The organism is Domibacillus sp. 8LH (assembly GCF_038806185.1).
GTDB lineage: Bacteria > Bacillota > Bacilli > Bacillales > Domibacillaceae > Domibacillus > Domibacillus indicus_A.
In genome coordinates, this window is sequence record NZ_JAVJNG010000008.1 from 128,492 (window position 1) to 142,094 (window position 13,603).

14 protein-coding genes are annotated in these 13,603 nt (G+C 36.9%); 7 read left to right on the top strand and 7 right to left on the bottom strand.

Features of this window, described 5'->3' with window-relative positions; genetic code table 11:
- Positions 1-219: 219 nt before the first annotated feature.
- On the top strand, positions 220-1,197 hold the full coding sequence (locus tag RG959_RS12110; RefSeq protein ID WP_342797334.1) for a helix-turn-helix domain-containing protein: 978 nt from the start codon (positions 220-222) through the stop codon (positions 1,195-1,197).
- Between the two features lie 248 nt (positions 1,198-1,445).
- Here RG959_RS12110 and brnQ read toward each other — a convergent pair whose 3' ends face one another.
- The 3 genes from brnQ to RG959_RS12125 all read right to left on the bottom strand — a co-directional run bounded on the left by brnQ (position 1,446) and on the right by RG959_RS12125 (position 4,699).
- On the bottom strand, positions 1,446-2,804 hold the full coding sequence (brnQ, locus tag RG959_RS12115) for a branched-chain amino acid transport system II carrier protein (protein WP_342797335.1): 1,359 nt from the start codon (positions 2,802-2,804) through the stop codon (positions 1,446-1,448).
- A gap of 271 nt (positions 2,805-3,075) precedes the next feature.
- Positions 3,076-3,333 (bottom strand): HPr family phosphocarrier protein, encoded by a 258-nt coding sequence (locus RG959_RS12120; protein ID WP_396120293.1) that lies wholly within the window; start codon positions 3,331-3,333, stop codon positions 3,076-3,078.
- A 655-nt stretch (positions 3,334-3,988) separates the two neighbouring features.
- Positions 3,989-4,699 (bottom strand): DUF421 domain-containing protein, encoded by a 711-nt coding sequence (locus RG959_RS12125; RefSeq protein WP_342797336.1) that lies wholly within the window; start codon positions 4,697-4,699, stop codon positions 3,989-3,991.
- Between the two features lie 599 nt (positions 4,700-5,298).
- Between RG959_RS12125 and RG959_RS12130 the strand changes: the two genes are divergently transcribed.
- The 5 genes from RG959_RS12130 (at position 5,299) to RG959_RS12150 (ending at position 9,909) form a co-directional block, all read left to right on the top strand.
- Positions 5,299-5,499, top strand: coding sequence for a hypothetical protein (locus RG959_RS12130; RefSeq protein ID WP_342797337.1), 201 nt, complete (start codon positions 5,299-5,301; stop codon positions 5,497-5,499).
- 509 nt (positions 5,500-6,008) lie between these two features.
- Complete coding sequence (locus RG959_RS12135; RefSeq protein ID WP_342797338.1) at positions 6,009-6,233, top strand: hypothetical protein; 225 nt, start codon at positions 6,009-6,011, stop codon at positions 6,231-6,233.
- A 967-nt stretch (positions 6,234-7,200) separates the two neighbouring features.
- Positions 7,201-7,419: a hypothetical protein gene (locus tag RG959_RS12140; protein ID WP_251272782.1), complete on the top strand. Its 219-nt coding sequence runs from the start codon at positions 7,201-7,203 to the stop codon at positions 7,417-7,419.
- Between the two features lie 632 nt (positions 7,420-8,051).
- A complete protein-coding gene (locus RG959_RS12145) occupies positions 8,052-8,702 on the top strand; it encodes a 2OG-Fe(II) oxygenase (RefSeq protein WP_342797350.1) in 651 nt (216 codons plus the stop codon).
- A gap of 1,075 nt (positions 8,703-9,777) precedes the next feature.
- On the top strand, positions 9,778-9,909 hold the full coding sequence (locus tag RG959_RS12150) for a YjcZ family sporulation protein (protein ID WP_342797339.1): 132 nt from the start codon (positions 9,778-9,780) through the stop codon (positions 9,907-9,909).
- A gap of 1,095 nt (positions 9,910-11,004) precedes the next feature.
- Here RG959_RS12150 and RG959_RS12155 read toward each other — a convergent pair.
- Both RG959_RS12155 and RG959_RS12160 read right to left on the bottom strand, forming a co-directional pair.
- Entirely contained in the window at positions 11,005-11,298 is a 294-nt protein-coding gene (locus RG959_RS12155) for a hypothetical protein (protein ID WP_342797340.1), read from the bottom strand.
- Positions 11,277-11,597, bottom strand: a complete 321-nt coding sequence (locus RG959_RS12160) for an IDEAL domain-containing protein (protein WP_342797341.1) — start codon at positions 11,595-11,597, stop codon at positions 11,277-11,279. Before RG959_RS12160 ends, RG959_RS12155 begins: the two co-directional genes overlap by 22 nt.
- Before the next feature lie 575 nt (positions 11,598-12,172).
- On the opposite strand from RG959_RS12160, the gene RG959_RS12165 reads away from it, so the two are divergent.
- The gene (locus tag RG959_RS12165) at positions 12,173-12,535 is read left to right on the top strand and encodes a hypothetical protein (RefSeq protein ID WP_251272787.1); all 363 of its coding nucleotides are present in this window, start codon (positions 12,173-12,175) and stop codon (positions 12,533-12,535) included.
- A gap of 238 nt (positions 12,536-12,773) precedes the next feature.
- On the opposite strand, the gene RG959_RS25160 is transcribed toward RG959_RS12165, so the two are convergent.
- Both RG959_RS25160 and RG959_RS12170 read right to left on the bottom strand, forming a co-directional pair.
- Complete coding sequence (locus tag RG959_RS25160) at positions 12,774-12,959, bottom strand: IS3 family transposase (protein WP_369335181.1); 186 nt, start codon at positions 12,957-12,959, stop codon at positions 12,774-12,776.
- Positions 12,960-12,995: 36 nt separating this feature from the next.
- The coding region (locus RG959_RS12170) for an IS3 family transposase (RefSeq protein ID WP_342797342.1) at positions 12,996-13,603 on the bottom strand (608 nt) is incomplete at its 5' end.

Sequence of the window (13,603 nt, forward strand, 5' to 3'; positions counted from 1 at the left end):
TGTGTAATTAAACTTGTTTATGTAACAGCAAGGCAAAGGGAGAAAAAAGAAGAGCGTATATCCAATGAAACAAAAGAAATGGCAATTTCACCTGAGAGGAAAAGCTATTTTTTATAAGATGTTACAAATGGTTCTGCTCAGCTTGAAACACTGCTGTAGAGAGTGGTATATATAATGGAAGAAACTCGGATTAAAATGAAGGAGAATGAATAAAAAAACATGAATATTTCGGATTGCTACACAACAAAAGAAGCGGCTGAACGCCTTGAGAAATCAGCGGTTACGATCAGCCACTATATACGAACTGGAAAACTGACGCCTGTAGAAGATTTTTGGGGCGGACACCGAGGGCATTTATTTGAAAAAAGCGCGGTTGATCAGCTAAAAGAGGAGCTTGATCAGGAACAGCCGAACGGAATGATGACAGGAGAAGCTGCTGCTTATTTAGGTGTAACGAGAGCCGTGCTGCAATCTTACCTCCAAGAGCAGCTTATTCCTTTTGAAAAAACGACCTGGCGCAGCCGGGAAGTTGTAACCATCAAAAAAGTCGACTTGGATTTGTTTCAAGAAACGCATAAAGAGCGTCTTGTAGAAGACCGCCTTAAGCAACGCTTGTTTTATGACCGTAAAAAGCAGATGGCTTTTTACCAGCGCTTTTCGTCCAGCACGATTCAGGAAGCACGCCTCACTTGGAACGCTCAGAAAGAATGGATGTTTTTCATCCAGGATACCGGTGCCCAGCTACCATTTGAAGAAGGCATTTATAAGCATGATTTAACCCCAGACTACACACTTTCTTTTGGCAAACGGACTGGAACGCCTGGCTACGCAAAGCTGTCGCTGCCTTTACAGCTTTCCTTTACCCGACAGTTTCTGGATCTCTTATACGAGCAGTTTGACTTATCCAATGTTTATATGGATATACGGCAGAAAGAAAATATTATCGTCCTTTACGTTAAGGATATGTTATTAAATGCAGTAGAAAATGCGGAAACACTTGGCCATTTTTTAGAAAGTAACACAGAAGAAGGCTTTGTAGCAGCCAATAACAGTCAAATTCGGATCGAATCGGCCGAAAAAAGTCTGTCTATTTACCTGCCGGCCGATATTAAAAAGAAAATCAAGCAGGCAGCAACAGAACAAGGAACAACCATGCAGGAGATCTCTAAAAGAATTATTATGGATTACTTTAAATAAAGAGGTAAAAGAAAAAGATCCCTAAAAAGCGGCTTTCTGTTGAAGAAGCCGTTTTTTATATATTTTCCTTTGCTGTTCCCTTTTAAAGTTTACATAATAAAATTATTGTTAATAATAAACCAGATGGTTTCATACAAAAAAACACCTTTACGCAAAATAACGTAAAGGTGTTTTGATCTCTCGTACTCTACAGGCTTTGTGACATTGAAAGAATTATTTATTTTGCTCCATAATTTCATACGGTAAGTTTATACCGCTCTTCTTCCTGGCTTGCTCTGCTCTTTTTCCTGCTTCGTTCTAGTAAACAAGCTGATAATATATCCGGCAAGTCCGCCTGCAATTGCAGGGAAGACCCAGCCCAGCCCGAATCCATAAAGTGGAAGATAATTTGTGAAAAAAGCATCGATAGCTGAAATATTCAAGCCAGCTCCTTTTAAACCATCCATGATACTCACTAAAAAGGTTAACAACATGCTGCCTTGATATACATGGGCATGTCCTTTAAATAAAGGATGGAGGAACGTCAAAGCGATCAAGACGATCGCTAATGGATAAAGAACTGTCAATACTGGTACAGAAATTGAAATTAATTGAGCCAGACCAATATTAGCGATCACTGCACTAAATACACATAATACTACGGCAATCGTTTTATATGGTATGTTCGGGAACAGTTTGTGGAAATAAGCAGAACAAGCTGTGATCAGCCCTACACTTGTTGTTAAACAAGCAACCGTAATCATTAAACCTAACAATACTCCGCCGTATGTTCCGAAGTAGTAATCCGAGACACTTGCCAAAACTGCTCCGCCATTATCTAGACGTCCGACACCCGTTACACTGGCAGCACCCATATAAGATAGAGCTGTATAGATCACTGCAAGAATAACAGCGGCGATTCCAACTGCTTTTAAACAAACGATCAAAATATCTTTTCTTGTTTTTGCACCTTTTTCTTTGATTGCATTAATAATGATGATACCAAATACAAAGGATGCAAGTGTATCCATTGTCAGGTATCCTTCCTGAAATCCATTGAAAAAGGCATTTGTTTGATACTTTTCTGCAGGCGCCTGCAGCTTACCAATTGGGTTAAAGCATGCGACTACTACTAAAATCCCGATAAATGTGATTTTGATTGGTGTAAGAAATTTTCCGACAATATCGACAATTTTCGCTGGGTTTAAAGAGAAAAAGCATGTGATGCTATAAAAGATCACTGTGAAAATCAGCAAAGGTACAAACGTTGAATTTTCTGACAAAAAGGGTTTTACGCCAATCTCAAAAGAAACACTTCCTGTCCGTGGAATCGCGAACAAAGGACCGATTGCCAAATAAAGAACGGTTGTAAAAATGAGACCGAAAATAGGATGAACGCGGCTCGCTAAGGATTGTAAATCCTCTTTTCCAGAAAAGCCAAATGCCATAACCCCTATTAAAGGAAGTCCTACTCCGGTTACTAAAAAGCCGGCGGTTGCTATCCAGACATTTGTCCCTGCTGACTGGCCAAGCATAGCCGGGAAAATCAAGTTTCCTGCTCCAAAAAATAAAGCAAACAGCATCAAGCCGATCACTACTATAAATGAAAATGGTATTTTGTTTGACACTTAAAAAGCCTCCTGTTGTTACTCTTGTTGTCACAAACCATCCCTTATCATACACCAATTGAATGAAAAGTGTAAGAGTTTCGTAAATATCCAGAAAATTAAATTAACACTATACTAAAATACTTTTTCCTACTTTTCTTAAAATTTTTACCACAGTTTATATTCTTTTACACATAACAAATACCCCTGCTCTTTTAAGCGATCAGGGGTATATTCAAGAAAAATAACATATTAATACAGTCATGTTGGATTTCCTTTTATATGCTTTGTTTTATGGGGTAGAAAGAAATTTTTCAAGCGAATCCAATGCTTTTTCCTCATCGCTTCCATCAGCAATAAGCTTCACTTCAGTCCCTGGAGTCAATGCCGCAGCCATGACACCCATAATACTTTTAGCGGCAATCACTTTTTCATTGCGGATCAGGGTAATGTTGCTGCTAAATGTATTCGCTTTTTCAACAAATCGAGCAGCAGGTTTTGATTGAAGTCCTTCTTTTAATCCAATTTTCACGTTTCTTTCTAGCATCATGCAGCCCAGCCTTTCACTTTATATTTTAAAATTTGAAAACGCTTTCTAGAGTATTTCCATTTTATCTTATTTTTATACCTGTTTGAAATAGGCAAGGTGCCTAAAGAATTTTCCACTTCTTTGTGCAAAGCGTGCAGTTCCAACCTGAATTAAAGCGTTTCCAGCTTTTTGTTCACTTACAAATATTGGTTTATTGGTTGTTGGAACAAGTAAGTAATACTATTGGTTTACTTGAATAAAAATATATTCATTTATTCCATACAATATGCCAATAAGAATGGCCGCTTTAGCAAATAACCTCTGGCACGGTTATATTTATTTCTCTAGCCACTGCTCCCCTATCCCTCCTTTTTATTTGTTTTATATTTTAGCATCAACTTCTGGAAAAGGGAAATTTTTACCTTTGATTTTGTGGATTTTTAATGATGGCCCAAGAAAACAAAGTAAAATCCACGCCCTGTACCAGCAAGATAAGATTTACTAACAAACATCATCCGGTTTTCATCTTTTATTCAGAAAAATACATATATACAAGTATTTATATATATGTGTATACAACTGAATATAATTTCAAAAAAATATTTTTCTTCTTTACTCCTGGCTAAAATGAAGTGAAAAGCAGCTCGTCTTTTTTAAAAAGGACGGGCTGCTCTGTTTATGACTGGTCTGGATAATGATAAATGTTTAGTTTATCACCTTTTAAGGTTGCTAATAAAACGTCTGCTGCTTTTGATTCATTGTGGGCTTTTAACTGGCTGTTGAGCCACTCTTCATCTTTACCGCTTTTCTTCAATTCCTCATGGTCGATTTCCCCTTCTTTGATTACGGCCCGTGATAAAGACAACGGCTTTACAGCCAGCTTCATATCAGCTGGAGTGACAGGTGCATGCTCGGGATGAAGGAAAAAGGAAATCGTTCCATTCGGTTCCCAGATTGCATGTGCGACTTTTTGGATATCTTCAATTTGGCTTTTTCGAAGCTCAGCCAATAAAATATCAATAGAAATTCTTGCTTTCCTTAAGTTTTGATACCTAATTTTTCCCTGTTCAATGAGCGGATAGGGAGAGGGATCAAGAAAACGCTGGAATCTTTTCCACTTTAAACTCAAATAAGTGCCTGCAATGTATAAAACCACCAACACGACCATAGTGATCATGGAGCCTTTTAATCCTAAATGTTGGTCCGATAAAGGATGGGCTAAAATATTCCCAATTAAAATGGCCATTACAAAATCAAGCAGCCTTAGCTGCGACATTGACCGTTGGCCCATTATTTTTGCAGCCAAAAGTAAAAACAAAAAAGCAACAAGCGCTCTTAAAATCCATTGAATGGTTGTAAGAGATTCCTGGGCATGAAAAAAATCCACAAGGTTCACTTCCCCTGTCTTAACTTTGTTAAATGAGTACCTGTAGCATTCCCTATTCATGTAAATTTATGATCGCAGATAATCAAAACAGTTCTTTGTCTGTTCCCCGACAAATCAGTTTTACCGCTTCTCTCAATCCCGATTCTATATTCGATCATAGGATCTGTAAGAGATATAATTAGAGCCTAGATAAATTTTTAGTTCATTAGTACACTTAGACAACGTATCCTTTTACATACAAAACTGGCGGCGGAGCATTTCAGTATAAGCCTTTGAAAGTCATACATATTCATTGAAGAAAATTCTTTTTGCATGCACACAGACTCTCATTTATAATTAGAGGTTCATTAGTGTTATAGAAGGCGCCCTTGCCTCTCTTCAGGCCTCTAAGAGGTGTTCCCCGGGGACGCCAAAACGAAAACGATTAATAAAGTGTGTGATTTGGTTGTTAGAATGATAAGGCTTAAAAATTACAATCACTTCCCTTATATATGTGACGAAAAGGTGTCTGCTGAATGTGAACACTTTTTGACTCCCTCCTTGTTTAGGATTAAACGTCAATAAAACGAGTAAACTATTAACAAAGGGAGGGATTGATCATGAACTTGGCATACAGCTATCTGCAGTTGCACAAAGAATACCTACTCCACATAAGCGAACAAAATCGCCCCGGTGAGATGAATCAATTTGAAGTACTTTGTTTGGATTTATATAACTGGCTGCAAAAAGAGCAAGGACTTACTGAGGCACAGGCAAAAGCAATCATAGAAGGTTCTCATATGCACGATGATGTTGCATAAGCCTACGGGCTTTTTTTTTGCTCACTTTCTTTATTTTGCTTTACTTTTAAGTGGAGAAGTGTTTGATTGAGTTATTACTTGTTTTTTTTAATTTGTTATTGAATTTTGCACATTGTTAATTATGTGTTAAAAGGTAAACGCATTTCACTTCTGACTTTTTCACTGTTCTAGGTGGATATCTGGATGATGATCGCTCATTTCATATTAGATTTCGTATCATTATTTTTGTTGTGCGATCCAATAATCTGCAGCTATATCCATAACCATTGTTCCCTTCTCTTTCCATAAAGTCTTCCGTTATAAATCTATTCGAACCGCTGTGTCCATTTTTCTTCCTAACTATATCCTTCTTTCTAAAAAACCATCATGCCCTGTTGCCTAATTAATATTTTCCAAGACAAGATTCGACAAACTATTCACTTTTCTCTTGGTACAATACTCTTCGGTAAACCAAAAGAAAAACATATAAAAAGTAAAGAAAGCTGGTCAAGCGAGAGGAGCTACTACCATTGAAAGTACTAAAATCTGCACATGACCCAGACCTATACTGTCTGTGGAACAATATTGGAAAAGAAGTAACTGAAGCTGTGGCTTATGATCGAATTATGAAAAGTATCGTAGATGAAGACGACTGGGATCCAGGTATCTTTAGGTGGATCAGCGATAATACTCTTAATTTTGAGGAATGGCAAGAGATTGTAGTTTCACCAATTACATATACTCATCATGGATGACCGGCTTCGGCCGGTCTTTTTTTGATTCCTGGAATGAACACAAGAAAACAATCTCGCCCTAAACCGAATAAATGATTATTTTTATTTGGTTCGAATAAAATCTTATGAAATTGTCCATAATATGGCTATGAGACCCCCCATTTTCTCATGCGATAATCCATAACACTGTACAGTCAGAGCCCTCTCTGGCTTTTTTTTGCATATTTTTCATTAAATGTGGGAAATAATCAGTATCAAGGCGTTAAATAGTTCCCCTACCATTAACGCTCTTGATGCTCCTTTTAGCCTTAGAGCTTGAAAAGCTCCAAGGCTTTTTTATAGTATTTTATCCGACGGGCTACCATAGTTCTGCTGTTGATCTGTAAATGTCATGTTTCTTTAGTCAAACACCCCTCACTTGGCTATCTTCTTACACCCATTTTTCTAAAGCAGCTTTATTATGATCTAGCCTTTAGCTTGAAAACATTTTTTAAATCATTTTTATAAAGAATCATCTATGATATCGTTACAGCTCAAAATGAAAATCCGTTTAATTATTCTCCCTTCAGATTAAATCTCTATTTATTGGTCTATCCTGTTGCTTTATGGCATATGTTAGTATGGTTAGCTTTTCATTTAGCTCCTGTAACGAATTGGTTTTTCAGTGAGTTCATTGGGCCCACTGTGTTTATTTGTGTCTTCGCGCGGATAAGTATTTCCTTTTAAAACCAAATATGGATAAGTGAGAAAGAGAACCTGAATTACATTTATTTACTTGCCCTGAAGGATATATTAGGGTTTACCTGTTTGGACATTTTTTAAATTTTTTTGTTTATAGTCATAAATTCTTCAAAAAAGGGGTATATGCATTTTGAATAAGCAAACACTTATCCGATTAAAAATGCAACGATCAATAATCATCTTAGACTTTCACCAGCCTCTTTCCTTGTGCTTTTGCAAAGGTTAGAACCAGAGAGGAGAATTAACATTGTCATTAAATAGCCTGCAGGATTTGCTAGAAACATTGTGTTCTTTTAACACCATCAATATTACCCATACTTTCGAAAAGGATGAGCAGCCGATTGCTTCAGTTTGCTGCTTAAAAGATACTTCTATCATCCAGTTAACACTTTATGAAACCCAGTCAATTAAGCAGTATAAAAGTATTGAAGAAGCAGCAACCGCGATTGATAAATTGCTCAATTAGATTTTATCCCCTAGTAAAAAATGATTTGATTTACAGCCGTTTTCGTCGGATCCCTTCATACTGAGCAGGCAGCCAAAGCATTATATGGGTTTACCTGCTTTTATAATCTGCTATAGCAAGGTGTTCCCTTCGTAAGGAAAAGAACACAACCGATGTTGATTCTTTAAACTTGATAAGTTTAAAGTTCAGAGGTATGATTCTTTCATTACCTTGAAATGGAGGGGATAAAAATGCACTGGCTTCGCTTAATCCCTGTAGCTTTTTTCTCTTTATCGGCTCTCTCGTTGTTTACCATTCAAGCCGAGGGAATTCTACATTCTATCCAGGAATTTATCGCTTTTTATAAGCAGGATTCCTGATTCATTTGATAAAATCCCTTTAAGGGATTTTTTTATGTATTCCTTTAGCACTACTCTCCCAAACAAGAAACACTCTCCTTCTTTTAAAGTAAGCTTTGCATCCTTTCCTCCATTTTTCCATTTGCTTGTTAATAAAAAGTTTATGTTGTTCTTATTATACTAAATCAATCATTCAAACTAAATTCGTGATATAATTCTCATAGTAAACGCTTACCCAAATTACCTATCACTAAAGTAAATATTAATTTTTTAAGGGGCTGCTGAACGGTGATCATGGATAATAAACACAAAAGTATAAAAGAACAAACTATTTTTAGCCACACAGGAAATCTTATTCAAACTCAAGATAGAGAAATTAAGATTATTGCCCGGTTAGAGGAACCACTCATTGTCATTTTAGGAAATGTATTGAGCGATGAAGAATGCGATGAGCTGATCAACTTGTCGAAAGACAATATGCAACGTTCAAAAATCGGATCTTCTCATGAAGTAAATGAAATGAGAACAAGCAGCGGAATGTTTTTTCAAGGAAACGAAAGCGATATCATTCAAAAAGTTGAAAAAAGACTGTCTTCGATTATGAATATTCCTATTGAACATGGAGACGGTCTTCACATTTTAAAATATACTCCTGGTCAAGAGTACAAAGCGCATTTTGATTTTTTTGCCCCAACAAGTCCAGCAGCGAAAAACAATAGAATCAGCACCCTCGTTTTGTACTTAAACGATGTAGAACAAGGTGGAGAAACCTTTTTCCCTAAACTTAATTTTTCTGTTTCTCCACAAAAAGGAATGGCAGTTTATTTTGAATACTTTTATAACGATAAAACCATTAACGAACTTACCTTGCATGGTGGAGCACCCGTTATCAGGGGAGAAAAATGGATTGCTACACAGTGGATGAGAAGGCAGAAGTTAAGATAAAGAGGAAAAACCAAACCTTGACTAATCAAGGTTTGGCTTTTTAAACGAATATTTATTCCACTCAAGCATCATTGCTGTCGAAGAAATCAAAAGAGTCTTCTGATCCACCAGAACCCTCTGATTCGCAATCTTCGTCTCCATACTCGAGCTCCTCTTCAAAAAGGTCCCCTATTTCATTCATTAGCAGAAGCGATTTAAGGATTAGGGTATAAAAAAGCCGCATCAGTCCTATTACTGATGCGGCTTAAATTATATACTTCTTGGAAAAACTGGGCTGTTTCTTCTCAAAGATAACCTTATAATAGATTTCTTTAAAAACAAAGGATTAATTGTAATGTAAACAATTTTAGTTTTCATCAAATCTCGACATATGCCATTAAATGTTCAATAGCTAACCTAGGTTTCTTTCCATTTGGAAAGAGTTTAACCTTGAATGAGTCTTCTTTCTCCACATTTAGTCACCATTTTTCAGATGATATGAAGTACAATAACAAGCTGGTACAGAAGAATTTATGCCAGCTTAATTTCGAGTAGTTCTATGAATATTATAAGGACATCTGAAACCTTGCTTTTGTTTGTTGTCTCCGTTATGCACTGGCCTTTCGAAGGAAGCTAAACCTATAGAGGCTGCACTACCTTCAAAGTATAATGCTCCATCAGAATCTTTAATTTAGGTGGAGAGGTTCCAGGATCATATTGTCAGTCTTTATTTTTTTCACCATTAATGGACTAATAGTGTAATAAGAGATCATTTCAAAGAGGTTGTGTCTCACTATGCATTAAACGTTGTTTTGATTTTTTTAACATATTTGAATTTTGCACATTGTTATTTCTGTTAAATCAGGTGTTTTATTTATCCTGTAATAAATTCAACTTTATACTTTTCTTCAAAAACACGGTTTTATCTTATTGCGTATAAAAAGAAACAGCTTGCCCTGGCAAGTCTTTATATCCTGTCGAATTCGTATTATCACCTTTTGTTTTCTTGAAAATAAAACTTTTTGTTATTATATGGTCATTTATACAGGCTTCCCTTAAACTCCTCCATACTATGTAAAAGTGGGAGGTGATAATCGTGAGCTGTGAAAACAATGGTGGATACGGGTACGGATCTGGCTTTGCACTAATTGTTGTTTTGTTTATTCTTTTAATCATTATCGGTGTCTCTTATGTTGGAGGCGAATATGGTGGTGGCGGATACTGCTAAGTATCCAACACTGGCCTGTAAAACATTTTTGAGTTAGTCGAGCTTTTCAGCTGTTCCCCCGCTTCCTTCTTTAGCTCCCTATTTGATATACAGTTGACTGTATTAAATAATACAGTCTTTTTTTGTTCAAATTTTTTTATAAATAGTGATAAGTCGGTTCATTCCTATGAGAGCCTTAACTCACTGCCTTTCCTTCAGTCAGATCCCTCACCAGGCTGCTTTTATGAAAATTCCCACCGCTTCTTTGCTTCATGCAGCCAGATGTCAGCTAAGGATAACCATTAATCATGTCTTGCTCGGCAAGCCCTTGTTTAAGGTCACGCTCATATTGCAGCTTATTGGATTTCGTCAGGCATAGGGCATTTCTTTTCATTCACTGTTTTTCGAAAAGCGAAAAGCATTATACTGGCCCGCTTTTTTCACTTAAACCAGCCTTTTTGATTCAAACTTTCCTTTACAATAAGCTTGTATCTCTTCTGGTGTTCATTGCTGTTTAGCGACTGCTCCGCGACATGGCCATTTTTGTTTACCTCTCCCCCAGTCTAATCAAGGTTTTCCTCCTCAAAACATGCTATTTTAGTTCTCAATTTCCGCATATAAAATCGTTTATTTTTCACTAAAATGGGTATTTTAATTTTGATAAAATCACAATATTTATTATGTGGAGGTTTTCCTAATATGTCTTCAAACGAATTGACTTTGTGGATATTTCTAACGATTTTAGAACTCATTCTTATTTTCCCAATCATTTTGTGGCTAATAAAATCTGAAAGGTTTTCAACACTTCAATATAAACAGTCAAAAAACATTAGCCCTAAACTTAAAGAGAAAGATACATACTTTAATTAAAGTGCTTCTGGCGCTTTTTTCATTTTTATAAAACCTCCTGAACTTGTCCAACATATTTGGCCTGTAAAAACGCTGATTTTCTCATTCGATAACCCATAAAGCTATGCAGCCAGACCCACGCGGGGTGTTTTTTTGCCGCCAGCCCATCCACTTTTGTTTTTTTCATTATTAAAGGATAATTAGTACGATCAAGCAATCCCCCCCTGTGGTACATGCTTGATTGCCTGGGAGCATTGCTTCTGGGTTTTATTGAATTCCCCACCGTTTCTTCTTCGCATCCAGCACTCCCTGTGTTAAATCCTCATACTTCGCTAAAATATGCTCATCGTTTAATCCTTTTGCAACAAACTTTTCGTACTGGACTTTACTCAAGTTCCCTTTTGAATTGACCGGGCGTTTCCCTCTTGAAGAAAACCTGTTACCTACCCGTTTATCAGCTTCTCTTACATATGCCGGGCGTTTCGCTTCAAATTTCCTGCAATATGCTTCCACTTCTTCTGGGGTCCATTGTTGTTTAATTACTGCTCTACGGTATGCCATTTCTGCTTTTCCCCCGTCAGTTCTTTGAACCATTCTTTGTCACCTGTTTTTAAAGCTAGGTCAATCAATGTTGATTTATCTTGGTGCTTGTCCCAAAAATCACCGATCGGTTCCAGCTGCTCTTCTGTGAAGATGCCTGGTGATGGTTTTTTTAAAAGATATTTATTGTCCTTAATCCAAATCACTTTTGTTAACTCAACTCGTTTACTGTGCCAGCTAAAATTAATGATGTTGCTTACATATCCAACGGCTGTCATACCACCAATTTTGACTGCTTTCCAATCTCCAATGTTTAACAAAGCTTTCACCTCCAGTTTCCTTACTTTCTTTATTTCTCTTTTTATCTGAATTTATTCATTCTAAGACACAAACATATGATAATATCTTCTTAAGCTGGTGCTGATTTATGTTCACAAACCCACATATAACGCTCGCAGTGAATTCTCGCTTCCAAATTTCGAACTACAAAACATACATATCCTTAACTGGTAACACCATCGTGATTTGTTGCCAGAAGTGTCTGGATTAAAGTGGACCAGCAAGCGTGACTCTTTGGAATACGAAACTTTACAGATCGGATAAGAAGAGGGGCATCCCTCTCCAACTAGCCCAATAGCGCTGTCTTGCCTGTCTTTCACTTCCCGCAGCACTCCTTCTCCCTAATTCGGCAGCTGATTTTCCTTCTTACACTTACTTGTATATTTGTATATATGTTAACTCTCCATTGTATACACCTTTACATGCAGCTTTTAGATGTCTTTTTAGGTAACAAGCTCCTTTCTAATAAATAATTTTTATTTAATTCGGTAATAGACTTCCATTTAATTTTAAATTTTGTATAATTGGCTTAATCTTAAGAAAAAGGATTTGGATAATGATACAAGCGTTTTGGACAATATACTTAGGGATTTTAGGTGTTTCTTCCATTGGATTTCTTGTTGGGGGCAAATATAAAACTATTCCTGCTAAATTAGACTTTGTAATTTCCATCATTACGTGGATTGGCTTATTTGGGTACGTCACTGATAATCAATTTCTTACTCCGCTTCTATGGAAAATTGTATTTGTAGTTGGCTTGCTTTGGGATGTCATTTTCAGCTTTAACAGTAAATATTACAGCGGTGATAGAACGCTTGATGAAATTTCCCAACCTTTTAGAAGCATTTTTATCGTAGTTATCCTTATTGTGACAATTGGTCCTTTGTATTATGGATTGTTCCATTATGCATTTAAATAAATTAAAGATCTTATTTAAGAGGAGACATCAACGACGTCTCCTTTTTTGTTTGGATTACTTAAATTATTTAATTGCCTGATACATCACGCATGATCTATTTATGTGTCCGCGGTCGCTCTATGAAAGCCTTTTTAGGACTTGCGCCTAAAGTGTTTAGACAATGTTTTTATATATTTTTCATAAAAAAAGCCCTAGTTTATTGGTCATGCCCCCGTCAAGTAGACAAGTATAAAAAAGACTATGCCACCAGTGCACTTCGATACTCGATCGGGGCGCGGTGGTTTAATTTTCTCTGGAAACGCTGATAGTTGTAGTAGTACATGTAGTCTTGGATCGCTTGATCCAATTCCTGTTCTGTCTTACACTGATGAAGATACAACTTTTCTGTTTTGAGATGCGAAAAAAAAGGATTCGATACAGGCATTATCCAGGCAGTTTCCTTTGCGAGAGTGGCTGCCCTTCATGCCATATTCTTTGATTCGCTTATTGTATTGCTTAGACTAGACGTATACTGGAAGCCTTGATCTGAATGGATAACGGCTCCATATACGTCTTTTTTGATGGCCAATTTAGATAAGGTATCCATGACTAGTGTTAGATCATTACGGCCGGAAAGATTCCAGGCGACAACTTCGTTGTTAAACAGGTCTTGGATGACCGAAAGGTAATAAAACCGATTCCCGGCGGATACATACGTAATATCTGTGACAAATACTTGGCTAGGACCTTTCGCCTCAAATTGCTGGTTTAAGCGATTCGGGAAGAGAACAGACCCCGATTGTCCGAAATACCGCCGTTTTTTACGAATCACTGATTGAATGCCTAAATTCTTCATTAATCGATAGACACGTTTATGGTTTAGATACACTCCTTCCTCCTGAAGGGCAATTTTTATTCTGGGACAGCCGTAATAAGGATGAGAAAGGTGGATGGCCATCATATGCTCTTTCAATACTTGTTCCTTTTCTTTGGCAGCTTCCCTTAAGGGCCATGTATGGTTCCATTTGTAATATCCCGAACGGGGTACCCCAGCGATTTCGATTAAACTCCTAGGAGAATGCTTCTTTC